The sequence below is a fragment of the Gluconacetobacter dulcium genome (assembly GCF_014174165.1).
Lineage (GTDB): Bacteria > Pseudomonadota > Alphaproteobacteria > Acetobacterales > Acetobacteraceae > Gluconacetobacter > Gluconacetobacter dulcium.
In genome coordinates this window covers 105596-130249 of the sequence record NZ_JABEQN010000012.1, presented here as the reverse complement: position 1 = coordinate 130249, position 24654 = coordinate 105596, and the positions used below count along the sequence as shown (strand labels likewise).

27 protein-coding genes and 1 tRNA gene are annotated in these 24654 nt (G+C 67.4%); 24 read left to right on the top strand and 4 right to left on the bottom strand.

Translation table 11 applies throughout. The features are described 5' to 3' along the window. The first annotated feature begins 69 nt into the window (after window positions 1-69). From phoU to HLH25_RS11210, 12 genes are all read left to right on the top strand, one after another. Window positions 70-768 (top strand): phosphate signaling complex protein PhoU, encoded by a 699-nt coding sequence (gene phoU / locus HLH25_RS11265; RefSeq protein ID WP_182974146.1) that lies wholly within the window; start codon window positions 70-72, stop codon window positions 766-768. A 128-nt stretch (window positions 769-896) separates the two neighbouring features. Then, complete coding sequence (locus HLH25_RS11260; protein WP_182974145.1) at window positions 897-1439, top strand: Spy/CpxP family protein refolding chaperone; 543 nt, start codon at window positions 897-899, stop codon at window positions 1437-1439. 164 nt (window positions 1440-1603) lie between these two features. Then, a complete protein-coding gene (gene ffh, locus HLH25_RS11255; RefSeq protein WP_114729443.1) occupies window positions 1604-2989 on the top strand; it encodes a signal recognition particle protein in 1386 nt (461 codons plus the stop codon). Window positions 2990-3057: 68 nt separating this feature from the next. Then, on the top strand, window positions 3058-3408 hold the full coding sequence (rpsP, locus tag HLH25_RS11250) for a 30S ribosomal protein S16 (RefSeq protein WP_114729421.1): 351 nt from the start codon (window positions 3058-3060) through the stop codon (window positions 3406-3408). A gap of 37 nt (window positions 3409-3445) precedes the next feature. Beyond that, a complete protein-coding gene (gene rimM, locus HLH25_RS11245; RefSeq protein WP_182974144.1) occupies window positions 3446-4009 on the top strand; it encodes a ribosome maturation factor RimM in 564 nt (187 codons plus the stop codon). Continuing rightward, complete coding sequence (gene trmD / locus HLH25_RS11240) at window positions 4006-4752, top strand: tRNA (guanosine(37)-N1)-methyltransferase TrmD (RefSeq protein ID WP_182974143.1); 747 nt, start codon at window positions 4006-4008, stop codon at window positions 4750-4752. Before rimM ends, trmD begins: the two co-directional genes overlap by 4 nt. A gap of 29 nt (window positions 4753-4781) precedes the next feature. Next, the gene (gene rplS / locus HLH25_RS11235) at window positions 4782-5162 is read left to right on the top strand and encodes a 50S ribosomal protein L19 (protein WP_114729415.1); all 381 of its coding nucleotides are present in this window, start codon (window positions 4782-4784) and stop codon (window positions 5160-5162) included. 148 nt (window positions 5163-5310) lie between these two features. Beyond that, window positions 5311-6714 (top strand): 3-isopropylmalate dehydratase large subunit, encoded by a 1404-nt coding sequence (gene leuC, locus HLH25_RS11230; protein WP_182974142.1) that lies wholly within the window; start codon window positions 5311-5313, stop codon window positions 6712-6714. 3 nt (window positions 6715-6717) lie between these two features. Beyond that, window positions 6718-7341, top strand: a complete 624-nt coding sequence (gene leuD / locus HLH25_RS11225; protein WP_182974141.1) for a 3-isopropylmalate dehydratase small subunit — start codon at window positions 6718-6720, stop codon at window positions 7339-7341. A 52-nt stretch (window positions 7342-7393) separates the two neighbouring features. Then, complete coding sequence (leuB, locus tag HLH25_RS11220; protein ID WP_182974140.1) at window positions 7394-8506, top strand: 3-isopropylmalate dehydrogenase; 1113 nt, start codon at window positions 7394-7396, stop codon at window positions 8504-8506. Between the two features lie 75 nt (window positions 8507-8581). Then, window positions 8582-10699, top strand: coding sequence for a prolyl oligopeptidase family serine peptidase (locus HLH25_RS11215; RefSeq protein WP_246402038.1), 2118 nt, complete (start codon window positions 8582-8584; stop codon window positions 10697-10699). 321 nt (window positions 10700-11020) lie between these two features. Then, window positions 11021-11398: a hypothetical protein gene (locus HLH25_RS11210; protein ID WP_182974139.1), complete on the top strand. Its 378-nt coding sequence runs from the start codon at window positions 11021-11023 to the stop codon at window positions 11396-11398. 102 nt (window positions 11399-11500) lie between these two features. On the opposite strand, the gene rpsU is transcribed toward HLH25_RS11210, so the two are convergent. Further along, window positions 11501-11704, bottom strand: a complete 204-nt coding sequence (rpsU, locus tag HLH25_RS11205; RefSeq protein WP_010506446.1) for a 30S ribosomal protein S21 — start codon at window positions 11702-11704, stop codon at window positions 11501-11503. Between the two features lie 254 nt (window positions 11705-11958). Here rpsU and def point away from each other — a divergent pair, with 254 nt between their 5' ends. The 5 genes from def (at window position 11959) to HLH25_RS11180 (ending at window position 15923) form a co-directional block, all read left to right on the top strand. Further along, window positions 11959-12489 carry a peptide deformylase gene (def, locus tag HLH25_RS11200; protein WP_182974138.1) on the top strand — a complete coding sequence of 177 codons (531 nt, stop codon included), beginning with the start codon at window positions 11959-11961 and terminating at the stop codon, window positions 12487-12489. Beyond that, window positions 12486-13148: a ubiquinone biosynthesis protein COQ9 gene (locus HLH25_RS11195; protein WP_182974137.1), complete on the top strand. Its 663-nt coding sequence runs from the start codon at window positions 12486-12488 to the stop codon at window positions 13146-13148. Before def ends, HLH25_RS11195 begins: the two co-directional genes overlap by 4 nt. 68 nt (window positions 13149-13216) lie before the next feature. Beyond that, window positions 13217-13684, top strand: a complete 468-nt coding sequence (locus HLH25_RS11190) for a MarR family winged helix-turn-helix transcriptional regulator (RefSeq protein ID WP_182974157.1) — start codon at window positions 13217-13219, stop codon at window positions 13682-13684. 85 nt (window positions 13685-13769) lie between these two features. Further along, window positions 13770-14504, top strand: coding sequence for a response regulator (locus HLH25_RS11185; protein ID WP_182974156.1), 735 nt, complete (start codon window positions 13770-13772; stop codon window positions 14502-14504). Window positions 14505-14528: 24 nt separating this feature from the next. Beyond that, complete coding sequence (locus tag HLH25_RS11180; RefSeq protein WP_246402036.1) at window positions 14529-15923, top strand: ATP-binding protein; 1395 nt, start codon at window positions 14529-14531, stop codon at window positions 15921-15923. A 69-nt stretch (window positions 15924-15992) separates the two neighbouring features. Here the strand turns inward: HLH25_RS11180 and HLH25_RS11175 are convergent, their stop codons facing one another. Continuing rightward, the gene (locus HLH25_RS11175) at window positions 15993-16556 is read right to left on the bottom strand and encodes an outer membrane protein assembly factor BamE (RefSeq protein WP_182974136.1); all 564 of its coding nucleotides are present in this window, start codon (window positions 16554-16556) and stop codon (window positions 15993-15995) included. 149 nt (window positions 16557-16705) lie between these two features. On the opposite strand from HLH25_RS11175, the gene HLH25_RS11170 reads away from it, so the two are divergent. From HLH25_RS11170 to HLH25_RS11135, 7 genes are all read left to right on the top strand, one after another. Continuing rightward, window positions 16706-17257 (top strand): YceD family protein, encoded by a 552-nt coding sequence (locus HLH25_RS11170; RefSeq protein ID WP_182974135.1) that lies wholly within the window; start codon window positions 16706-16708, stop codon window positions 17255-17257. Between the two features lie 139 nt (window positions 17258-17396). After that, window positions 17397-17600, top strand: a complete 204-nt coding sequence (gene rpmF / locus HLH25_RS11165; protein WP_012554867.1) for a 50S ribosomal protein L32 — start codon at window positions 17397-17399, stop codon at window positions 17598-17600. Window positions 17601-17721: 121 nt separating this feature from the next. Beyond that, window positions 17722-18819: a phosphate acyltransferase PlsX gene (gene plsX, locus HLH25_RS11160; protein ID WP_182974134.1), complete on the top strand. Its 1098-nt coding sequence runs from the start codon at window positions 17722-17724 to the stop codon at window positions 18817-18819. A gap of 59 nt (window positions 18820-18878) precedes the next feature. Then, window positions 18879-19847 carry a beta-ketoacyl-ACP synthase III gene (locus tag HLH25_RS11155; RefSeq protein WP_182974133.1) on the top strand — a complete coding sequence of 323 codons (969 nt, stop codon included), beginning with the start codon at window positions 18879-18881 and terminating at the stop codon, window positions 19845-19847. Window positions 19848-19980: 133 nt separating this feature from the next. Continuing rightward, the gene (locus tag HLH25_RS11150; RefSeq protein WP_114729380.1) at window positions 19981-20298 is read left to right on the top strand and encodes an integration host factor subunit alpha; all 318 of its coding nucleotides are present in this window, start codon (window positions 19981-19983) and stop codon (window positions 20296-20298) included. Beyond that, window positions 20295-21083 (top strand): MerR family transcriptional regulator, encoded by a 789-nt coding sequence (locus HLH25_RS20295; protein WP_246402033.1) that lies wholly within the window; start codon window positions 20295-20297, stop codon window positions 21081-21083. The genes HLH25_RS11150 and HLH25_RS20295 overlap by 4 nt, the downstream gene beginning before the upstream one ends. An 83-nt stretch (window positions 21084-21166) precedes the next feature. Next, window positions 21167-21240 (top strand) — tRNA-Pro (locus HLH25_RS11135). 87 nt (window positions 21241-21327) lie between these two features. On the opposite strand, the gene HLH25_RS11130 is transcribed toward HLH25_RS11135, so the two are convergent. Both HLH25_RS11130 and HLH25_RS11125 read right to left on the bottom strand, forming a co-directional pair. Beyond that, complete coding sequence (locus HLH25_RS11130) at window positions 21328-22497, bottom strand: AI-2E family transporter (protein WP_182974154.1); 1170 nt, start codon at window positions 22495-22497, stop codon at window positions 21328-21330. A 20-nt stretch (window positions 22498-22517) separates the two neighbouring features. Then, the gene (locus HLH25_RS11125; RefSeq protein ID WP_182974132.1) at window positions 22518-24596 is read right to left on the bottom strand and encodes a S9 family peptidase; all 2079 of its coding nucleotides are present in this window, start codon (window positions 24594-24596) and stop codon (window positions 22518-22520) included. Window positions 24597-24654: the final 58 nt, after the last annotated feature.

Here is a 24654-nt window from a genome sequence, read left to right as displayed (position 1 = left end):
CGAGCGGCGCACCCAGGATTACATCACCGGCCGGTTCGGCTGAGTTCGGCGGGCAGGGGGAAAGACAGCATGGTGAAGGAACAGGCGCACACCGTCCGCAGCTACGAGCAGCAGCTTGCGCAGTTGCGCGGGATGATGGTCTCCATGGGGCGGCTGGTTACCCAGCAGACCGAGCAGGCGGTTGCCGCCGTCGTCGAAGGCGATACCGAGGCCGGGCGCGCGGCGCAGGCGCTCGACCCGCAGGTGGACCAGCTTGAGCGCGATATCGAGACGCTGGCGATCCGCCTGCTGGCGCTGCGGGCGCCGATGGCGGGCGACCTGCGCGAGATCGTGGCGGCGATGAAGATTTCGGGCGACCTGGAGCGCATCGGCGACTGCGCCGCCAGCGTCGCCAAGCGCGCGCTCAAGGTCGAGGCCGTGCCGACCGATGTGCCGGCGGGCGCCCTGCGCAGCATGGGCCGGCTGGTGCAGGAGAACCTGCGCCGGGCGATCGATGCGCTGGACCAGCGCGACAGTGCGCGCGCGGTCGAGGTCTGGCAGTCGGACGCGGCGGTGGACGAGCTTTATACCGCCATGTTCCGCGAACTGGTGACGTACATGATGGAGGACCCGCGTACCATCCGGTCCTGCACGCATCTGCTGTTCATCGCCAAGAACCTGGAGCGGATCGGCGATCATGCCACCAACATCGCCGAGCGGGTCTATTACGCCGCCACGGGGGAGATGCTGCCGACGGAACGGCCGCGCGGCGGGGCTTCCGTCCGCTAGCGCACCAGCCGTGGCGTGCTTACATTTCGTAGCACGAAGGCCTGATTTCGAACCGGCTTTGCATGGCTAGATTTCCTGGTTGGACCGGGGGAGGCCCCGTGCCGGTTACGGAAATAAAGGCGCAACAGATGTTCAAGAAGACGATCCTGGCGGTGACGGTCATGGCGGGCCTGTCGGCGGCCGCGGCCCAGGTGCATGTGGCCCAGGCGCATGACATGCCGCCGCCGCCGCCCCCGGCTGGTCCTCGCATGCATGGCGGCTGGGGCATGCGCGGTGGCATGGAGGTGCTGGCCGGGCTGAACCTGACCCCGGCGCAGCACAAGCAGATCCACGCGATCATGCAGGCCGCGCGCCAGGGCAAGCGCGACGACTGGAAGCAGGAAGGCGCGCTGCATCAGCAGATTCGCGACCTGCTGCTGGCGCCGGGGCCGGTCGATCGGGCGAAGCTGGCATCGCTGACCCAGCAGATCGAAACCCTGCATCGGGCCAATATCGACCGCCGCCTGGATGTGGCGGTCAAGATCCACGATATCCTGACTCCGGCGCAGCTTGCCGATGCGAAGGCGCGCGAGGACAAGATCCGTGCGCTGCGCGACCAGTTGGACGCACTGATGGCGCCGCCCCCGCCGCCGCCGGGCGAGGGTGCGCCCGGGGACGGCGACGCGGAATAAGGCGCCCGCGTCACGGCGATTCCTCCGGGGCGGCCGGCTGGCGGCGGCCCCGGAGCGGAATCGTTGACATCGGGAGGGGAGAGGGGTAAGCCTCCCCCGAAATCAGGACCGCCGCCTCGCGAGTGTTCGCGCAGTGGCGCGATATCTTTTGGGGTGAATGTCCTTTGTTCGAGGCGCTGTCAGGTAAGCTTTCCGGTGTGTTCGACGGTCTCGCCAAGCGCGGTGCGCTGTCCGAGGCCGATGTCGCCGAGGCGATGCGCGAAGTGCGCCTGGCGATGCTGGACGCCGACGTGGCCCTCTCGGTCGTCAAGGATTTCGTCAACAAGGTGCGTGAGCGCGCGGTGGGGCATGAGGTGCTGGACAGCATCTCGCCCGGTCAGGCCGTCGCCAAGATCGTCAATGACGCGCTGATCGACGCGCTGGGCGGTGCGGGCGCGGTTCCGCTGAACCTGAACGCGGTGCCGCCGGTGCCGATCCTGATGGTCGGTCTTCAGGGTTCGGGCAAGACCACGACTTCGGGCAAGATCGCCCTGCGGCTGGCGACCCGCGAGCGCAAGAAAGTGCTGCTGGCCAGCCTGGATACCCAGCGCCCCGCCGCCCAGTTGCAGTTGCAGCAGCTTGCCGAGCGCGCCGGCGTGCCCTCGCTGCCGATCGTGCCCGGCCAGACGCCGGTCGAGATCGCGCGGCGGGCGATGGATACCGGACGGCGCGAAGGCTTCGACGTCGTTATTCTCGATACCGCCGGCCGCCTGTCGATCGACGAGGCGCTGATGAACGAGGTGCGGGAGATCCGCGCCGAGACGTCGCCGGCCGAAACCCTGCTGGTCGTCGATGCGATGACCGGCCAGGATGCCGTGAACACCGCCCGGGCCTTCAACGAGGCCGTGGGCGTGACCGGCGTGGTCATGACCCGGATGGACGGCGATGCCCGTGGCGGCGCCGCGCTGTCGATGCGCGCCGTGACCGGCGCGCCGATCAAGCTGACCGGGTCGGGCGAGAAGCTGGACGCGCTGGAGGAGTTCCATCCCGAGCGCGTCGCCGGCCGTATCCTGGGGCTGGGCGACATCGCCGGCCTAGTGGAGAAGGCCGCCGACACCCTGGACCATGAAGAGAGCGAGAAACTCGCCCTCAAGATGATGCAGGGCAAGTTCGACCTGGACGACTATGCCGCGCAGATCCGCCAGATCGCGAAGATGGGCTCGCTGTCGGGGATTCTCGACATGCTGCCCGGCATGGGCAAGGTCAAGCAGGCGCTGGGCGACAAGGACCTGGATACTTCGGTCCTGAAGCGGCACCAGGCCATCATTTCGTCCATGACCCGGGCGGAGCGCAAGACGCCCGCCATCATCAAGGCGTCGCGCAAGAAGCGCATCGCCGCCGGGTCGGGCAGCACTGTTCAGGACGTCAACCGGCTGCTGAAGCAGTTCGATGACATGTCCACGATGATGAAGCGGATCAATAAGCTGGGCATGAAAGGTCTCATGCGCCAGGGGATGTCCGCTCTCATGCCCAAGGGGCCGAAACCGCCCGGCGGCCGTCCGTTCGGCTGACGCGATCGCGCAGACCGTTTCGTCCCTCTACCGCATTCCGCACGTTTTCATTTCGGAGAATTGCCTCAATGAGCCTGAAGATCCGCCTCGCCCGCGCCGGCGCGAAGAAGCGCCCCTACTACCACATCGTGGTGGCCGACAGCCGTTCGCCGCGCGATGGTCGTTTCGTCGAGAAGGTGGGCGCCTACAACCCGATGCTGCCGTCCGACCATGCCGACCGCATCCGTCTGACCAGCGAGCGCATCACGTACTGGCTGTCGCAGGGTGCCCTGCCGACCGACCGCGTCGCGCGCTTCCTGGGCAATGCCGGCCTGATCGCGAAGCCGGTCTACACCGAGCAGCCGAAGCAGTCCGCGCCGAAGAAGCGTGCGCAGGAGCGTGCCGCCGCTGCCGCCGCCGCTGCCGCCGCCACGGCCTGAGCCAACGGACGGATAGAGACACGGGCGGGCTGAACCGGTGGATCGCGATCGTATCCTGATGGGTGTGGTGGGGCGGCCGCATGGCGTGCGGGGGCTGGTGCGCGTGCACAGCTACGCCACCGTGCCGGAAGACCTGACCGCCTATGGAACGTTGACCGACGACCGGGGGCAGGTCTGGACCCTGCGCTGGCGTGGGGACGGCATTGCCGAACTGCGCGACGCGGCGGGGCAGGCCGTGGCCTCGCGGGAGGCCGCGCAGGCGCTGGTCAACCGCCGCCTGTATATCGCGCGGGCCAGCCTGCCGGAGCCGGATCAGGACGAGTTCTACTTCGCCGACCTGATCGGCCTGGCCGTCCACGAACAGGGTGGCAACGCCCTGGGGACGGTGCTGGTCGTCCATGATTACGGTGCCGGGGTCAGCCTGGAGATCGGCGGGGAGGGGCGTGCGTCCCTGATCCTGCCCTTTACCCAGGCCTGCTTCCCGGTGATCGACATCGCCGCTGGCCGGATCGAAGTGGTTCTGCCGGACGAGGTCGAGGTCCAGGGCGATCTGTCGCCGGAGGCGGGGGAGGTTTCCCCCGTCGTCGGAGAGGCGTCATGACCTGGCAGGCGACCGTCCTGACGCTGTTTCCCGGCATGTTTCCCGGTCCGCTCGGCCAGTCGCTGGCCGGACGGGCGCTGGAGGACGGGCTGTGGTCGCTCGATCTGCGCGACCTGCGGGACTATGGCCTGGGGCGGCACCGCACGGTGGACGACACGCCCTTCGGGGGCGGGGCCGGCATGGTCATGCGCCCGGATGTGGTGGCTGCCGCGATCCGCGATGTGGCGGCCGGTGGGCGGCCGGTGATCTATCCGACGCCGCGCGGGCGGCAACTGCGCCAGGAGGACGTTCGTCGCCTGAGCGGCGGCCCCGGCGTGGTGGTGCTGTGCGGGCGCTACGAGGGGGTGGACGAGCGGGTGCTGGAAGCATGTGCCGTCGAGCAGGTCTCGATCGGCGACTATGTGCTCTCTGGCGGGGAGATGGCGGCCCTGGTGCTGCTGGATTCCTGCGTGCGGCTGATCCCCGGCGTCATGGGCTCGGATGCCAGCGGTGCGGAGGAGAGTTTCTCCGACGGGCTGCTGGAATATCCGCATTACACCAAGCCGGCGAGCTGGGAAGGGCGCGATGTGCCCGACATCCTGCTGTCCGGTCATCACGCCGCCATCGCACGCTGGCGGCAGACTGAATCCGAGACGGCGACCCAGGTCCGCCGGCCCGATCTCTGGGCCGCGTATCGCCGCCGCACCGGCCAAGACACGTCCGATCCGGTCAGCCCCGCGGCTGATCCCGACCGGCTGCACTGATTAGACTGTTTGAAACGAGGAACCCGACCATGAACATTATCCAGCAGTACGAGGCCGGTGAGATTGCCCGCCTCTCCGCCGAGCGCGCGGTCCCCGAATTCGGCCCCGGCGACACGGTCCGCGTGTCGGTCCGCGTCGTCGAAGGCGAGCGCAAGCGCGTCCAGGCCTATGAAGGCGTGGTGATCGCCCGTTCGAACAAGGGCCTGAACAGCAACTTCACCGTGCGCAAGATTTCGAACGGCGAAGGCGTGGAGCGTGTGTTCCCGCTCTATGCGCCCACGATCGCCGAGATCAAGGTCGTGCGTCGCGGTGCCGTGCGTCGTGCGAAGCTGTATTACCTGCGCGGCCGTCGCGGCAAGTCGGCGCGTATCGCCGAGCGCGCCCGCGAGACGGTGACGGCTACGGCCTGATCACCATCTGATACCGATGCGCCGCCCCCGGCCACGGCCGCGGGGCGGCGCATCGTTCTGATTCTACGGGTTTCGTTCCTTCGCCGTCCGCGTGGTTTCGCGGGCGGCGGGGGCGTACCCCGCCATGCCGTTCCGAAGGGGAAGACCGATGGCCGCACGCACGCTGTTCGACAAGATCTGGGACAGTCATGTCGTGGAACGGCTCGAGGACGGCACGGCCATTCTCTATATCGACCGGCACCTCGTGCATGAGGTGACGAGCCCGCAGGCGTTCGAGGGGCTGCGCATGAGCGGCCGCCGCCTGCGCCGGCCCGATGCCACCATCGCCGTGGTGGACCATAACGTGCCGACCTCGGACCGGACCCTGCCGATCGAGGAGCCGGAAAGCCGCAACCAGATCGAGACGCTGGAGCGCAATGTGCGCGAATTCGGCGTGCCGTATTTTCCGCTTCTGTCCGAGCGCCAGGGCATCGTGCATGTGGTGGGGCCGGAGCAGGGGATTTCGCTGCCCGGCATGACCATCGTGTGCGGCGACAGCCACACCTCGACCCATGGTGCCATGGGCGCGCTGGCGTTCGGTATCGGCACGTCCGAAGTCGAGCATGTGATGGCGACGCAGACGCTGTTGCAGAAGCCGGCCCTGAACATGAAGGTGGTGGTCGAGGGGACGCTGGGCGCGGGCGTGACCGCCAAGGACGTGATGCTGGCGATTATTGGCACCATCGGCACCGCCGGCGGCACCGGCTATGTGATCGAATTCGCGGGTTCGACCATTCGCGGGCTGGACATGGCCGGGCGGATGACGATCTGCAACATGTCGATCGAGGCCGGCGCGCGCGCCGGGCTGGTGGCGCCGGACGAGACGACGTTCGACTACGTGCGCGGCCGGCCCTTCGCCCCGCAGGGCGAGGCGTTCGCGCAGGCGGTGGCCTATTGGAAGACGCTGGCGGCCGACGAAGGCGCGCATTACGACAAGATCGTGGAATTGCGGGCCGAGGATATTCCGCCGGTCCTGACCTGGGGCACCAGCCCCGAGACGGTGATCCCGGTCTCCGGCACCGTGCCCGACCCGGCGGCGGAAAGCGACGAGGCCAAGCGGGCGCAGTTGCAGCGCATGCTGGATTATATGGGGCTGGAAGCGGGGCAGAAGATTGCCGGCGTGCCGGTCGATGTCGTCTTTATCGGTTCCTGCACCAATAGCCGCATCGAGGATCTGCGCTCGGCGGCCTCGATCGTCGCGGGGCGGCATGTGGCGCCGGGTGTGCGCGCCATGGTGGTGCCGGGATCGGGCATCGTGAAGGCGCAGGCGGAGCGCGAGGGGCTGGACCGGGTCTTTCTCGATGCCGGTTTCGAATGGCGCGAGGCCGGGTGCTCGATGTGCCTGGGCATGAACCCCGACAGGCTGACGCCGGGGCAGCGTTGCGCCTCGACCTCCAACCGCAATTTCGAGGGGCGGCAGGGGCCGGGCGGACGCACCCATCTGCTCTCGCCCGCGATGGCGGCGGCGGCGGCGGTGACGGGACATCTGACGGACGTGCGGGAGCTGATCTGAGCCATGGATAAATTCACCGTCCTGACCGCGATCGCGGCACCGCTGCCCGAAGCGAATATCGACACCGACAAGATCATCCCGGCGCGGTTTCTCAAGACCACCAAGCGCTCCGGCCTGGGCGTGCATGCCTTCGACGGCATGCGCTACAATCCGGATGGGTCGGAGAAGCCGGATTTCGTGCTGAATCGGGAGCCTTACCGCAAGGCCGGTATCCTGATTACCCATGACAATCTGGGGTGCGGTTCGTCGCGCGAGCATGCGCCGTGGGCGCTGCTGGATTTCGGCATTCGCTGCGTGATCGCGCCGTCCTTCGCCGATATCTTCTTCAATAACTGCTTCAAGAACGGGATTCTGCCGATCCGTCTGCCGCGCGACATCTGCGATGCGTTGATGGACGATGCGCGGCTGGGTGCGAATGGCCGGCTGACGGTCGATCTGGCGCGCCAGGTGGTGGTGCGCCCCGATGGCCAGGAGATCGCGTTCGAGATCGATCCGCTGCGCAAGCATCTGCTGCTGGAGGGGCTGGACGATATCGGCCAGACCTTGCAGCACGAAGGCGCGATCAGCACGTTCGAGGCCGCACGCGGCCAGACGCAGCCCTGGCAGACGCGGATCGTCATAGACTGAACGGGCCGACCGCGCGCACGCTCCGCCTCTTTGTCACCACAGGAACCGAGAAATGACCGTTACCAAGAAGCTCCTTGTCCTGCCCGGCGACGGGATTGGCCCCGAGGTGATGAACGAGGTCGCGCGCGTCGTGGCGTGGATGGGCCGGGCGCGCGGGATCGTCTTCGACATTTCCGAGGATCTGGTCGGCGGTGCGTCGCTGGCGGTGCATGGCGTGCCGATCCGTGACGAGGTGATCGTGGCCGCCCGCGCGGCGGATGCGGTGCTGTTCGGCTCGGTCGGCGACCCGAAATGGGCGTCGGTCGGTTTCGACCTGCGGCCGGAGGTCGCGATCCTGAAGCTGCGGCAGGAACTGGGGCTGTTCGCCAACCTGCGCCCCGCCAAGGTGTTCGATGCCCTGGTTGAGGCCAGCACGCTGAAGCCCGAAGTGGTCGCCGGGCTGGATATCATGATCGTGCGCGAATCGGTGGGGGGCATCTATTTCGGCACGCCGCGCGGCATCGAGACGCTGCCGGACGGCACGAAGCGCGGCATCAATACCGAAATCTATACCACGTCCGAGATCGAGCGTGTGGCGCGGGTGGCCTTCGACCTGGCGCGCCAGCGCGGCAACCGCGTCTGCTCGGTCGAGAAATGCAACGTGATGGAAAGCGGCCTGCTGTGGAAGGAGGTCGTGACCGCGCTGCATGCCCGCGAGTATGCGGATGTGGAACTGACCCACATGCTGGCCGACAATTGCGCCATGCAGCTTGTGCGCAATCCGCGCCAGTTCGACGTGATCGTGACCGGCAACCTGTTCGGCGACCTGCTCTCCGACCTGGCGTCGATGCTGACCGGTAGCCTGGGCATGCTGCCTTCGGCCACGCTGGGTGCGGTGGACGCCAAGGGAAAACGCCCGGCGCTGTATGAGCCGATCCATGGCAGCGCGCCCGATATCGCCGGCAAGGGGATTGCCAATCCGCTGGCGCAGATCCTCTCGTTCGCGATGCTGCTGCGCTATTCCTGCGCGATGGAGGCGGATGCCGCGCTGATCGAGCAGGCGGTGGCCAACGTGCTGGCCAGCGGGCTGCGCACCGCCGATATCATGAGCCCTGGCATGGCCCAGGTCGGCACGTCCGTGATGGGCGAGGCCGTGGTGCGAGAACTGGACAAGCTGAACGGCTGATCCATTCCCGATCGACTCCCGGATCGGGAGGCGATCGGGCTTTCCATGGGCCTGGGCATCTGGAATGCTTCGGCCATGAGTTCGTTTCGAATCGTTATTGCTGGAGTCGCGATGCTGGCTGCCGTGCCGGCCGTCGCCTCATCCGCCCCGTCCTCCCACGCTTTATCGGAGGTGCGCGGTACGGCCGCCCTGTCGTGGGTGGACCAGCAGAACCAGCGCACCTTCGCGGCGCTGGAGGCCGATCCGCGCTATCGCGGGTTTCATGATTCGGTGCTGCGAATTCGTCAGGACGCCCATCGTATCCCTGTGCCCGCCTTCCTGGACGGGGCGATCTTCAATCTGTGGCAGGATGCGGCGCATCCGCGCGGGATCTGGCGCGACGCCACGCCGGGGAGCTTCCTGGCCGGGCAGCCGGCGTGGACCACGCGGCTGGATGTGGACGATCTGGCCCGGCGGGAGCATCGGGACTGGGTGTTTCAGGGGGCCGACTGTCTGGCGCCCGACGATTCGCCCTGCCTGATCCAGCTTTCGGAAGGGGGCGAGGACGCGACGACCCTGCGGGAATTCGCGCCCCTGTCTGGTGGGGGCATGTCTGGTGGGTTCGTGCCCGGTGGTTTCCTGCTGCCCCGTTCCAAGCAGGATGTGGCCTGGCAGGATCGCGACACGCTGCTGGTGGCGCGTGACTGGGGCGAGGGGGCGACCGGTGTTGCCGGCGGGGCGATGACCCGTTCGGGCTATCCGTTCGTGGTGCGCCGCCTGCACCGGGGGCAGGCGCTGGACCAGGCCGTGGAGGTGATGCGCGGCCAGCGCGACGATGTGGCGGTGTCGCCGGTGGCGCTGTCTGACGGGGAGGGGCATCGGCTGGTGCTGATCCGTCGGTCGGTCACGTTCTTCGAGGATCGGTACAGTCTGGTCACCGGGCAGGGGGTGCGGGCGCTCGATCTGCCCGCGCGCATGGATCTGCATGGCCTGCTGGCGGGGCGGCTGATCCTGTCGGCCAATCAGGATTGGGTGTCGGGCGGCGTGGCGGTTGCGGCCGGCAGCGTCATCGCCGTCGATCCGGATGGGCGCAAGCCGGTGCAGGTGCTGTTTGCGCCCGGTGCGCGGCAGGCGGTCGACGAGGTTGCGGTGACCGGGACCGGCGTGGTGATGACGGTGCTCGACTCGGTGCGTGGGCAGGGTTGGGTCTATCGGCCCGATGCGGCCGGCGGCTGGCATGGGGTGCGGCTGGCGCTGCCCGACATGATGTCGGTCCATGTCATGGATGCCGACCGCCGCTCGGGGCGGGTGTTTCTTTCGGTTTCGGGCTTCCTGACGCCCCAGCAGCTCTGGCTGGCCGACAGCACCGATGGCAGCGCGCGGAAGATCATGGAACTGCCGCCCCAGTTCGATACCGCCGGGCTGGTGGTCGGGCAGGAATGGGCGATTTCGACCGACGGGACGCGCATTCCCTATTTTATCGTGCATCGGGCGGATATGCGCCGCGATGGCAGGAATCCGACGCTGCTTACCGCCTATGGCGGGTTCCAGGTTTCCTCGCTGCCCGACTATGACCCGGTGGTGGGGCGGCTGTGGCTGGATCGGGGCGGGGTTTATGTGGTCGCCAATATCCGGGGTGGCGGCGAGTTCGGGCCGGCCTGGCATGAGGCCGGACGGACGACCGGGCGGCAGCATGTCTTCGACGATTTCGCCGCCGTGGCGCGGGACCTGATCGCCCGGAAGGTGACCGTACCCGCGCATCTGGGGATTCGCGGGCGTTCGAACGGCGGCCTGCTGATGGGGGTGGAACTGACCCAACACCCCGATCTGTGGGGAGCGGTGATCGTCGGCGTGCCGCTGCTGGACATGGAGCATTTCGAGACCATGGCCGCCGGGGCCTCGTGGGTCGGGGAATATGGCAGCATGAGCGTGCCGGCGCAGCGGGCGTTCCTGGAGAGGATCTCGCCGTTGCGGGCGCTGCGCCCCGGTGTGCGCTATCCCGAGCCGTTTATCTTCACCTCGACGCTCGATGACCGGGTGGGGCCGGTGCATGCCCGGCTGTTCGCGGCGCGGTTGCAGGCTCTGGGCGTGCCCTACCTGTATTACGAAGATACCGAGGGCGGCCATTCCGGGACGGTGAATGCCGAGGAAGTGGCACGCGAGCGCGCGCTGGAGGCGGTGTATCTGAGCCGACTGATGAATCCGGGCCGCTGAGAATCCGATTTCCGGCACGCGGGGATGATCGTCGCCTTCGGGGTGGCATCGTAAAATCCCGTGTGATATCCTGCCGGTGGCGTGTAGCAACGCTTTTTGCATTGAGGCGGCCCCTCTGTCGGGTGGCCTGCCGAATATAACACCCGGATCTATGTCCAGCGGTGAATGGGGTAACCTGTTCATCGTAATGGAAATAGGCAGGGCGTGCCTATGCCTCATGCAAACACGTTGCTACCCGCCCGACGCCAGGAGCGGCCGGGGAAGCATGCCCGTTTCCGTTACGCTGTCGTTGCAAGCGAATGCGATCGGGATGGGTTCTTGATGCAGGACGATCCAGGCGAAGCGGTCATGACGGTGCTTGCGATGGCTTCGGCCATGGTGCGGACCTATCGTGAGGATACGCTTGGCGCGGTGCGGCGCCATATCACGCGATGCCTGGAAGAGAATCTGATCGAGGATGTGGAATTCTGGCTGCGGGTGCGCAATCAGGTCGAGCTTCTGCAATGGGAAAAGACCAGTGGGGGGCGTGACCGCAAGCGGGCGCCGGCCGCGCACGGACGACCGGGTGAGGAGGTCGTGCTTGAGGCGTGGCTGAAAGATGTGTTGAGCCGCATGGCGGCTTCGGTGTTGGACGAGCCGATTCCGGAGGCGCTGCTGCGATTGATCGGGCCGCCGGTCCCGGAACGCGACCCGGGGTGACGGATAAATCTGGGGCCGGGCGGGAAACCGGAAAACGGGCATGAAAAAAGCCGGCCCCCGAAGGAAGCCGGCTTTTTCATGGGATCGACGCCAAGTGGCGGATCAGAACCCTTCGCGCTCCAGACGCTTGCGCTCCATCTTGCGGGCGCGGCGCACGGCCTCGGCAGCCTCGCGCGCCTTGCGCTCGGAGGGCTTTTCGTAGTGGCGACGCAGCTTCATCTCACGGAAGATGCCTTCACGCTGCATCTTCTTCTTGAGTGCCTTGAGAGCCTGGTCGACATTGTTGTCGCGAACGAGAACCTGCACTGGGTCGCTTACTCCTGTTTGTGGCTGCCTTGGGGTGAACCACGAAAACCATGGATGGGTTACCGCCCAAGGCCCGGCCCTGCATGCGATTCCCGAATGGCGCGGAGCTATAACATGGGCTCCGCGCGAAATACAAATCATTCCGCCCGTTTCCTGCCGGCTTTCGGCGGACTATTTTACAGGGCCGCCGCGCGCCGGGCGCGGGGGTGAATGATTTCGGGCGGCCACGCCGGCAGGACGAAGGACAGATTATCGTGACCTTGCTCAAGATCGCCCGGATGGGCCATCCCGTGCTGTTGCGTCGCGCCGACGACGTACCCGACCCCGCCGCGCCGGAGATCGGCCGGCTGATCGACGACATGATCGAGACGATGGAGGATGCGCGTGGGGCCGGGCTGGCCGCGCCGCAGGTGCATGTGTCGCTGCGGCTGTTCGTCTATCGCGTGCCGGCGGAGCGCAGCGCGGGGGAGGATGATCCGCCGCGCGGAGCCAGCGTGCTGATCAACCCCGTGCTGCGGCCGGTCGGTGACGAGATGGTGTTGCGGCCCGAGGGGTGCCTGTCGATTCCCGGCCTGCGGGGCATGGTGCCGCGCCATGTGCGCGTTGCCTATTCGGGCCTTGATCGGGACGGTGCGCCGGTGGAAGGCGTGGCGACGGGTTTTCTGGCTAACGTGTTGCAACATGAATACGATCACCTGGACGGCATTCTTTATCCGATGCGGATGAAGGATCTGGGCCAGATGGGATTCGACGAGGAAATCGGGCGCTACGGGGTGCGGACATGAACGGGATTGGGGCGGTCGCGGGGCTCGCGGGCCGGCTGGCCGGGTGCGCTCTCGCCTGTGGCGTGGCGGCGCGGCCGGAACGCAGTCTGGCGCGGGACGAGGCGGTGTGCCGGCTGGGGGCCGTGGCCGGCGAGCGTGGCTGGGGGGTGGATGTGCTGCGCGAGGTCGCCGGCCCGGATGCCGACCTGCTGTTTCCCGGCGGCTCCGCCGAACTGGTCGAGGCGTGGTTCGACCTGTCCGACCGGATCATGATCGATGCCGCGCGGGGGCTGGACGAGCCGCGTCTGGGGCGGCGGGTAAGGGCGGTCATCCTGTTGCGGCTGGGGGCGGTGACGCCGGATCGGGACGCGGTGCGGCGGGCGCTGGCGGTTCTGCTCGCGCCCGGCCATGCGGGGCTGCTGGCACGGGTCATGGCGCGGACGGTGGATGCGATCTGGGAGGCGGCCGGGGACCATGCGACCGGGGTTACCCGGCAGACCAAGCGGATGAGCCTCGGCACGATCTATGCGCAGGTGCTGCTGTTCTGGCTGGCGCGGGGAGAGGACAGCGCGGCGGTGGCGGCTTTCCTGGACCGGCGACTGGCCGGCGTGGTGCGTCTGGGGCGGGCGAAGCAGGCGCTGCTGGCGCGCCTGCGGCCGGGACGGGCGCAGGCCGCGTGAGCGAACAGAAAGCGCCGGGCCGATGGCAGGGGGCTGGCGCCGGACTGCTGTTTCTCCGCGAGGAGGAGATGCGGCAGGCGCAGGAACTGATGATGCTGGCCTGGCGGGATTTCGGCGGGGTGGTCGATCCGGTGCTGGAATCGCTGGGGCTGGGGCGTGCCCACCACCGGATATTGCAGCTTGTGGGCCATCATCCCGGTATCGCCGTCGGTGCGCTGATCGACCTGCTGGGCATTACCAAGCAGAGCCTTGGCCGCGCGCTGACCGACCTTCAGGCACGGGGCTATGTGGTGCAGGAGGTGGGGCGGCAGGACCGACGGCTGCGCCTGCTGTCGCTGACCGAGAGCGGGGCGGCGGTGGAGCGGCAGCTTTTCGACCTTCAGCGCGAGAAGCTGATGGGGGTGTACCGCGATGTGGGCGCCGCCGCGATCGACGGATTCCGGCGCGTCGTGCTGGGGCTGATGGACGACCGGACGCGCGGTGTGCTTGAGGACGTGGCCACGGCGGCGGAACGGGCGCATCGTGGCGGCGCATGAGAGGCCGTTTGGAAAACGCCGATGGTGAGCGCAGGCCGCCGCCCGCGGGGCTTTTCAAACAGCCTCTGAGCCGGGACGGACGATGATGGGACTAGACGGGCGAGACAACGGCGTGCGCGACGGATCGGTGGTGGGCGCGCATATTCTGGTGGTGGATGACGACCCGCGCCTGCGGCGCCTGCTGCAACGCTACCTGACCGAACATGGCTTTCGCATCAGCGCGGCGTCTTCGGCCGCCGAGGCGCGGCAGGTGCTGGGCTTCATGCAGCCCGATGCGATGGTGCTGGACGTGACCATGCCGGGCGAGACCGGGCTGGCACTGACCCGCGCCCTGCGGCAGGAGGGGCAGGACCTGCCGATCCTGCTGCTGACCGCGCGCGGCGAGCCCGAGGACCGGATCGACGGGCTGGAGGCGGGCGCGGACGATTATCTCGGCAAGCCGTTCGAGCCGCGCGAACTGCTGCTGCGGCTGAAGGCACATCTGCGGCGATTCGCCCCGCCCGCGCCCTCGGACAATCTGCGGGTGGTGCGGCTGGGTGGGCTGGAGTTCGACCCGGCGCGCGGCCTGCTGTCGGGGCCTGACGGCAGCGTACACCTGACCGGCGGGGAAGTCGCGCTGCTGAATGCGCTGGCGCGCCGCCCCAACGAGATCCTGGCCCGTGACGAGATCGCCCGCCTGCTGGACATGGAGGAAATCGGCGAACGCGCGGTGGACGTTCAGGTGACGCGCCTGCGTCGCCGGATCGAGCCGGACCCGCGCGAGCCGCGTTTTCTCCAGACCGTGCGGGGCAAGGGATATGTGCTGAAGCCGGGCATGTGACGGCGGGCGGGAAGGGGACCAGCCATGGCGGAGGGTGACGGGCCGGGCGCGCCGACGCGGCCGCGCGCCATGGCGGGGTTCTATCGCCGGATGGATCGGCCCGTGCGCCGGGTCCTGCCGCGCTCGCTGCTGGGGCGGATGCTGCTGATCGTGCTGATCCCGCTGCTGGTCACGCAGGGGATCTCGCTGGAGCTGTTCTACGGCAATTATCTCAAGGTCGTGTCGCGCCGCATGTCGGGTGCGGTGGCGGCGGATATCGTCCTGACGCTGGACCTGCTGAAGCGGTATCACGCGCCTGGCGACCGGGTCTGGATCATGAACCAGGCCAGGGTGCGCACTCAACTGGACATGGATTGGGACCCCGGACAGCGCCTGTCGCGCACGGGCTCGACCCATGTGCTGGGGCCGATGGACGAGGATCTGGCCGATGCGCTGAACGCTTCGATCGGCCGTCCGTTCTTCGTCGACTGGGTTGGCGATCCGCAGACCGTGCATATCCGGATCCAGATGTCCGACGGGGTGCTCGATGTGGGGGCGCCGCGCAAGCGGCTGGCGGTGGCGCCCATCTGGCTGTTCGTGGCCTGGGTGGTGGGCAGCGCGTTCCTGCTGTTCCTGATCGCCAGCCTGTTCATGCGCAACCAGATTCGCGCGATCCGTCGGCTGGCGCGGGCGGCCGAACTGTTCGGGCTGGGGCGCGATACCGGACCCATCCACCCCGAGGGCGCGCAGGAGGTGCGCAAGGCGGCCGTGGCGTTCAACCGCATGCAGGAGCGTATTTTCCGGTTCGTGGCGCAGCGCACGGCGATGCTGGCGGGCGTTTCGCACGATCTGCGGACGCCGCTGACCCGCCTGCGTCTGTCACTGGCGATGATCCCGGCCCAGGGCACCATCGACGCCGCGCAGTTTCATGCCGAGGTGACCGACATGGTTGGCGACGTGGCGGAAATGGAGGGCATGATCGAAAGCTACCTCTCCTTCGCCAGAGGAGAGGGGGCGGAGACGCCGGTCCTGGTCGATATGGGCCAGATGCTGGACGAGGTGGCATCCGCCTTTCGGCGGGCGGGTGGAACCGTGCTGTCCATCTCGGTGCCTCGGCCGGTCGAGGCCGTTCTGCGGCCGGGCGCGATCCGCCGCGTGATGGACAATCTGTTGCAGAACGCGCGGCGGCATGGCGCGCGCGTGGCCCTGAGCGCCAGCCAGGACGAGCGGGGGGTGGTGATCTGCGTCGATGACGACGGGCCGGGCATTCCGCGCGACCGGATGGAGGCGGTCTTCCGGCCGTTCGAGAGCGGGCTGGATGGCGGGACCGGGCTGGGCCTGACCATCGCGCGCGACATCGTGCGCGCGCATGGCGGCGACATCGCGCTCCGGCAGAGCCGGCTGGGTGGCTTGCAGGTCCGGATCGTATTGCCGGCTTAGAGGGAGAAGGCGCGCATGTGGGGAAGCGACCCTGACGCGCGGGCAGGGTCGCTTTGCAGGCAGCCCCTTTTACGGGAGGGTGTTACCCGAGCCGGCATGGCCCGGACCGCTGTTGGAACTCATCGGGCCGCTGCTGCCGCCAAATGTGCTGTTCATGTTGCTCAGTGGGTTGTAGCGGCCGACATTGCCCAGGATCTGTTGCAGGATGTTGATCTTGGTGCCCGGAGTCGGCGTGGCACCGGGGGCCATGCTGGTGGGCCGCGCGTCGCTCTTGTCGAGGGTGCGCAGGTTCTGCAGCACGCCCTTGTCGTCGAAATTCAGCACCACCACGTTCTGCGAGCGGATGCTCGGGAAATCCATGGGCGCCGGCACCGTGCGCATGGAGATGTAGATCCATGTGTTGTCGTCGAACGTGGCGTGGGTGGTGGGCGAGCCCAGCAGGTCCATCGCTTCGGCGCGGGTGCTGACGCCGGGCTTGAGCTGCTTGTAATCGTCCGCCTCGATCAGCGAGCCGCGCTGTCCGGGGCGGGGCGAGAAGAGCGAGCAGCCGGACAGCAGCAGGCTGAATCCCACGATCGCGCAAGGAAGAAGACGCCCGATGGGGCGGATGGTCGTGTCCGAAGATGACCGCATGGCCTGTGGGGCGTCCTGATCCGGGGAAAACTCTTCCGTCCGGTGCCCGATTGGGGTGGCGAAGTCAATTCTTCATCGCCATACAGGGAACATTATCAGCATGAGGCGGGCGGATTTGCCGGGTCGCCGCCGGGCGGGAGCAGGACAGGATGAAGACGGAATTTTCCCGCAGGCTCGCGGTTGGACGAATCGGAGCGGCGGGCCGGGAGATGGAGATCGAGGCCGACGCGGCCGAGCGCGCCGCGCTGGCGCGCCGTTTCGGCCTGCCGGCGATCCATGCGCTCTCCTGCCGTTATCGCCTGACGCTGGGCCGGCGGGACGAGGTTCTGGCCGAAGGCTGGATGACGGCCGAGGTGGAGCAGGAATGCGTGCTGACGGCCGAGCCGTTCGTGAGCGTGCTGACCACGGAGATCGTCGCGCGGCTGGTGCCGGCGGAGCGGTTTCGCGAGGATGAGGAACTGGACCCCGAGGCGGTGGACGAGATCCCGTATGAGAACGATACGATCGATCTGGGCGAACTGACGGCCGAGGAGCTGTCGCTGGCGCTCGATCCCTATCCGCGTCGGCCGGGGGCCATGCTGCCCGACGAGATCGGGCATGTGGATGTGCCGCCGACGAATCCGGAAGGAGTGGAGGACGCGGAAGAAGGCCGTCCGTCACCGTTCGCGGGGCTGGCGGCGCTGCGGAAGGATGATACATAGAGGCATGCCGGGGGCGGGGTGGTGAGAAGATGCCTTGCGAATGGGCTTTCTTCCTGCTAGAGGCGCCCCCTCATTATTGATAACTGATCGGGCTCCAGCCGGACCCGGTTAAGATCTCAGATCGGAGGGGCCCGGGCCCATGGCTGTACCCAAAAGAAAAACCTCACCGTCCCGTCGCGGCATGCGCCGCAGCCACGAGGCGCTGAGCGTGCAGGCACATGCCGAATGCGCGAATTGCGGCGAGCTGAAGCGCCCGCACCACGTCTGCAGCCATTGCGGCCATTATGACGGCCGTGAGGTCGTTGCGGCCGGCAAGACGCTGAAGACCGCCGTCCGGGCCTGACCGGCGGCGCATGGCTGCGCGGACGCGATGACATGGCCCGTCAGGTGGCGGGCCATGCTTTCTTGCGACACGATTCCGTGACGACCTTGCGAATTTGGTGTTCACCCGGCAGAAGGCAGGCATGAGCGAGACAGGTTCCTCTTTTTCCGGGGCTGAGCCCTTCACGCTGGCGGTTGACGGCATGGGGGGGGATGGCGGTCCGGAAGTTGTGGTGGCCGGCCTGGCGATTGCTGCCGACAGGCACCCCGGCACACGGGTTCTGCTGATCGGCGACGAGCGCCGCCTGACCGAGACGCTGGCCCGCCACCCCAAGGCGGCCGCGATCTGTACGGTGCGCCCGGCGGGTAGCGCCATTTCCATGGACATGAAGCCGACGGCCGCGCTGCGCGTGCGCGATTCGTCGATGCGGCTGGCGATGGATGCCGTGGCACAGGGCGAGGCCCTGGGCGTGGTGTCTGCCGGCAACAGCGGCGCGATGCTGGCGCTGGCCAAGATTGTCATCAAGACCCTTCCCGGTGTTTCCCGTCCCGCCATGGCGGCGATCAGCCCGACGCTGAAGGGCGATGTCGTGATGCTGGACCTGGGTGCGAATGTCGCCTGCGACGCGCGCAACCTCGTTGAATTCGCGGTTATGGGCGAAGCCTTCGCCAAGGCGGTGCTGGGTTTGCCCGCGCCGACCATCGGCCTGCTGAATGTCGGGTCGGAGGAAGTGAAGGGTGACGAGAAGCTGCGTCAGGCGGCCGAGATTCTGCGCAACAGCGCCCTGAGCGCGCAGTTCCGTGGATTTGTCGAAGGACATGATATTACCGCCGGCACGACCGATGTGGTGGTGACGGACGGATTTACCGGCAATGTCGCGCTGAAGACCGGCGAGGGCGCGCTGAAGATGGCGTTCGTGCTGCTGCGGCAGGTCTTCCGGTCGGGCCTGCTGGCCAAGCTGGGCTACCTGCTGGTGCGGCCCGGCCTGGAGCGCATGCGCGAGTGGCTGGACCCGCGACGCTATAACGGCGCCGTATTCGTCGGCCTCAATGGTGTTGTGGTCAAATCGCATGGCGGGACCGATGCGGAAGGCTTTGCATCGGCGGTGGATGTTGCCATGGATATGGTATCGCACCGGTTCAATGAAAGCATAAGGGAACAGATCTCCCGACTGGAGACGCTGTCCGTCATGCGTCCGGGCGTGGAAAAGGAACAGCCGGCGGTCGCAGCCGTAAGCTGACCCGCTCCGCAGGGGCGGTGCGTCTCCACGGGGGCGAAGCCGGGCTTGGAATGATGGGAATGATGGCGAGACGTTCGCTGATGGTCGGGTTTGGCGGGTACCTGCCGGATCGGATCGTGACCAATGACGAGCTGGCGGCTCGCCTCGAAACTTCGGACGAATGGATCCGAGCCCGTACCGGGATCGGCCAGCGGCACATCGCCGGGCCTGGCGACACCGCCGTGAGCATGGCGGCGGCGGCGGCGGCGCGGGCGCTGGACTATGCCGGCGTGGCGGCGGCCGATGTGGGCGCGGTCATCGTCGCCACCAGCACGCCGGACCAGGCCTTTCCGGCCACCGCCGTTCGCGTGCAGGCCGAGCTTGGGATGCGGGGCGGCTTCGGCTTCGATATCGCCGCCGCCTGTTCGGGCTTCGTTTATGCCCTGACCGTGGCCGACTCGCTGATTCGCAGCGGCCAGACGGATTCGGTGCTCGTGATCGGCAGCGAAGTCTATTCGCGCATTCTCGACTGGTCGGATCGCGGCACCTGCGTGCTGTTCGGCGATGGCGCCGGGGCCGTGCTGCTGACGGCCGGCGATGCCGCGCAGCCCGCCGGCATTCTCTCCACACACCTGCATTCGGACGGCACGACGGGCGACCTGCTGTATGTCGATGGAGCCGTGGGGCTGCGCGAGCAGTCCGGCTTCCTGCGCATGCAGGGGCGCGACGTGTTTCGCCATGCTGTGGCCAAGCTTTCGTCTTCGGTGGACGAGGTGCTGCAGGCCAACGGGCTGACCTATGCCGATGTGTCCTGGCTGGTGCCGCATCAGGCCAATCTGCGGATTATCGAGGCGGTGGCCCGCAAGCTGGAACTGCCGCCCGAGCGCGTGGTGGTGACCGTGGACAAGCATGCCAATACCTCGGCCGCGTCGATCCCGCTGGCGATGAACGAGGCCGTGCGTGACGGCCGTATCCGCAAGGGAGACCTGGTGCTGATGGAAGCGCTGGGTGGCGGGCTGACCTGGGGTTCGGCGCTGGCGCGCATATGAGCGCGGGCGCCCGATCGGCCGGAGACGGTTTTTCGCGGGCTTGCGGTGACTTGCCAGACACCGAACGTGAAAAAAGAGTGCGGGTTAACGCATTGAATTGACGTGTCCTCGTCGCATGCCATAGCTTTGCACCATGAGCACCGTGACCCGCGCCAGTCTGGCAGAGCATATTTACAGTCAGGTCGGACTCTCCCGAAACGAGTCGGCCGACCTTCTCGAACACGTTCTCGAGCGCGTGGCGAAGGAGCTTGAGGGCGGGAATACCGTTAAAATCAGTGGATTCGGGACGTTCTCCGTCCGTCAGAAGGGGCGCCGCACCGGGCGCAACCCCAAGACGGGCGTCGAGGTGCCGATCCTGCCGCGATCGGTCCTGGTCTTCCGGCCCAGCCAGCTTCTGCGGGCGCGGGTCAATGGCCGGCAGGTCGAGGGCATCGAGGATGACGGTGAATGAACGCGCTCAACGCGGGGCAGGAAGACTGGCCGGATTCCGGCATGCCGGAGCCGGGCGAGGCCGCCGACCCGCATGTGCTTGATGACGCGGCGGCTGCCGGCCGCCTGAAGAAGGCGCCCCATGCGTTCCGCACCATCAGCGAGGTCGCGGACGAACTGCATGTGCCGCAGCATGTGCTGCGCTTCTGGGAGACGCGGTTCAGCCAGGTCCGCCCGCTGAAGCGGGGCGGCGGCCGGCGCTACTATCGCCCCGACGATATCGAATTGCTGCGGCGGATTTCGGACCTGCTGTATGTGCAGGGTTATACCATCAAGGGCGTGCAGCGGATGCTGCGTGAAGGCGGCGATGCCGTGGCACCTTCCGGCGAGAGCCCGGTCGACGTGGTGCGGGAAGCCGAGCTGATTGCGCCCGATTCGCCTGTTCCGGTCGAGACGCTGGGCGGTGATGTCGCGGCCGAGATATTCGTGCCCGAGATATCCGCGCCTGAGATGCCCGAGTCTGTGATGGACGCGCCAGTGGTGGATGCCCCAGTGGTCGATGAGCCTGTGGTGGACGGGCCGGGCGATGGTGGAATCGTGGTGGAAAGCGTGATCGAGTCCGTGACGGTGGTGGCGGTAGAGGTGGAGGCCGAATCGCCTGCGCCGCCTGCTGCGATTCCGCATGAGGAAACAGCCGCAGCGGCCTCGGAAATCGCGCGAATCCATCGTGAGAACCTGATCCTGAAGGATAGCCTGCGCGGGATTCTGGTCGAATTGCAGGCCCTGAGACGGCTGATTCCGGTCTGAACCGGATTTGCTGCCAGATTGGTGGCACTCATGGGTTGCGGAGGATGGCGCGCGCTGCTACACGGCGTGTCGTCGCAGACGGTCGGGCAGTAGCGCAGCCTGGTAGCGCATCAGTCTGGGGGACTGGGGGTCGTGGGTTCGAATCCCGCCTGCCCGATATTCCCGTCTGCGACCATTTTCCCCTGAAAAGAGAGAAGACCACCGGCTGGATTAAGACGGCTCCGGTGGTTTGACGTTGGCCTGTTCAGCCGAGGCTTCTGTCCGGCAGGTCGTCCATGTCCTCGCGCTCGCCGCGCGTGGGGTCCTGGAGGCGGTCGCGGGTCCAGTTGCGCCAGATCAGGTGCAGGACGGACATGATGGCCGGCCCGATGAACAGGCCCAGAAGGCTCCAGCTTTCCACCCCGCCGAGAATGCTGACCAGCACCCACAGGAAGGGCATCTGGGTCGAGCCGCCGATCAGTGCGGGCCGCACGAAATGGTCGGCGATGAAGATCACGGCCATGCCCAGGCAGAAGATCACCACGGCGGCGATGACGGTGCCCTTCACCAGCAGCGCCAGCGCCACCAGCGTGACCGCCACGACGGCGCAGAACGGGATCATGGCCGCCACGGCGGTGAAGACGCCGAACAGGAACGGGTGCTGCGCGCCCGCGATCAGGTAGGCGACGCCCATCAGCGCGCCTTCGCCCAGCCCCACCAGCACCAGACCGGCGACCGTGCCGTGGATCGAGGCCACGATCTGTTCGGCGATGGTCTCGCCCCGCTTGCCGAAGGCCCGGCGGGACACCACCAGGCATTGCCGGGTGATGGTGTCGCCGTCCTTCAGCAGGAAGAACAGGGTGAGGATGGTGAAGATGAACAGCAGGCCGCGATGGAAGACCTGTGTCCCGACCTGCTGCGTCATGCGCATGCTGCGGCCGATATTGAAGGAATGCAGCAGTTCCGACACGTCGTCGGGGTCCTGTAGATGCTGCTGCCACCAGTTGGTGATGGCCGAGGCGCCGGCGGGCAGGCGGCGGAGCCAGCCCGGCACCGGCACGCCCGTGTGGCGCGCGATGTCGGCCCAGCTCAACACGCCCTGGGCCTCACGCCCCGCTTCCAGCGCGAAGAGGCCCATCGGGATCAGGAAGATCAGGGCGATCGCCGTGGTGAACAGCAGCGGCAGGATGACGCTGCCGGGCCGGATCTTCCAGCGGTTGCGCACCGCGATATAGGGCGGCCAGGCCGCGATGGCGAAGATGACGCCCCAGATCAGCGACGGCAGGAACCCCCGCACCGTATAGAGCCCCAGCAGGACGAAGGAGGTGGCCAGCAGGCCGCGCGCGATGCGCTGCACCTTGTGGCGTTCGCGCATCTGGCGGAACGGCGACCGGTCCATAAGGGGGACGATCGCGGGGCTGCCGTTGTCCGTCATCATGATCCTTTGCTCGGGCGTCACAGCAGGTTCGTGCCATCCGCCGCCCAGATGGCGAACGCCTGAATCAGTGCGGCTTCCTTCAGGGCGTCGAAACGGCCCGAGGCGCCGCCATGGCCGGCTTCCATGTTGATGCGCAGCATGATCGGCCGGTCCGACAACGTGTGGTCGCGCAGGCGGGCGACCCATTTCGCCGGTTCCCAATAGGTCACGCGCGGGTCCGACAGGCCGCCGATGGCGAGGATGGCGGGATAGGGGCGCGGACCGACCTGTTCGTAGGCGGCGTAGCTGGCGATCAGGTCGTAGGCGTCCGGGTCTTCCAGCGGGTTGCCCCATTCCGGCCATTCGGGCGGCGTCAGGGGCAGGCTGGTGTCGGACATGGTGTTGAGTTCGTCCACGAAGGGCACCACCGCCACGATGCCCGCGAACAGGTCGGGGCGCATGTTGGCGATCGCCCCCATGACCATGCCGCCGGCCGAGCGACCGTCGCTGACGATTCTGCCGGCACGGGTGAAGCCGGTGGCGGCCAGATGTTCGGCGCAGGCGATGAAATCGGTAAAGCTGTTGGGCTTGTTGCGTCCGCGCCCGCCGAGGAACCAGTTCCAGCCTTTTTCCGATCCGCCGCGCACATGGGCGATGGCGTAGAACCAGCCCCGATCGACCAGACTGAAAACGCCGGTGGAGAAGGTGGGCTCGATCGTATGGCCGTAGGACCCGTAGCCGTAGAGCAGCAATGGGGCGGAGCCGTCGCGCGGCGTGTCGTGCCGTCCTAGCACGGTGACCGGCACCTCGGTGCCGTCAGGGGCGGTGGCGGTGAGGCGCCAGCAGCGATAATGCGCGGGGTCGTGGCCTGACGGGACCTCCTGGCTTTTGACCAGATGGCGGGTCCGCGTCCGCATGTCGTAGGCGTACCATTGCCGGGGCGTGGTCGGGGACTGGTAGACGTAGCGCAGTTCGGTCGTGTCGTATTCGTAGGAGCCCGAGAAGGACAGCACGTAGGCTTCCTCGTCGGAGGACAGCACGTGCTCCGCCCCGTCGGCGGGGCGGATCACCAAGGCCGTGTTGGCGTCGCGGCGTTCGCGCCAGACCAGATGCCCGGCGAAGGCCACGCACTCGGTGATGTAGCGGCCGGGCTCATGGGGGACCAGGTCGCGCCAGTTTTCCCGTGACAGGGCCGTGTCGGGCGTTTCCATCAGCTTGAAATCGACCGCATCGTCGGCGTTGGTGAGAATCGCGAACCGGTCGCCCCAGTGGCTGAGCGTGTAGAGGACGCCGCTGCGGCGTGGCTCGACGCAGACGGGTGCGGCCTCGGGGCGGCTGCCGGGGATCAGCCAGGATTCCGATGTGTCCTGATTGGCGGCGGAAATGACGATCCAGCCTCCGGAGCGGCTGGCCTCGACCCCGATGAAGAAGCCGGGATCGGCTTCCTGATAGACCAGCACATCGTCGGCGGTGCCGATGCGGCGGCGATAGATCTGCGTCGGGCGGCCATGCGCGTCGCGCCAAGTCCAGAACAGATAGTGCGCGTCGGGCGAGAAGGTGAAATTGCCGCTGCAATTCTCGACCGCCGGCCCGACCGGCGCGCCGCTGGCGATGTCGCGGATGATGACGCGATAGACTTCCGAGCCCTGGCTGTCTTCCGCATGGGCGAACAGGCGGTGGTCGGGGCTGTGGGTCGCGGTGGTGACGGCGAAATAATCGTGGCCCTGTGCCGCGTGCTCGACATCCAGCAGGATGGTTTCGTCATCCGGCCGGCCGGCCGGATGACGGGCGTAAATGGGGTGCTGGGCGCCGCTATTGTAGCGCATGTAATAGCGCCAGGGACCGTGCGGCAGGGCGGGGTAGGTTTCGTCTTCGCGGATGCGGCCGCGCATTTCGGCGACGATGGTGGCCTGCAAGGCTTCGGTCGGCGCCAGGGTGGCGGCGGTATAGGCGTTTTCGGCCCGCAGATGGACGGCGATGTCCGCGCGCAGCACCGATGGGTCGCGCAGGACGGCCTGCCAGTTCTCGTCCTTCATCCAGCCATATTCGTCGACGCGCGTGCGGCCGAGCTGGGTGATCGTCTGGGGCTCCTTGCGGGCGACCGGGGCGGTGGTCATCGTCTCTCTCCATCGCTGTCCGACCGGAAGCCGGGACCAACCGGGAGCATACAAGACC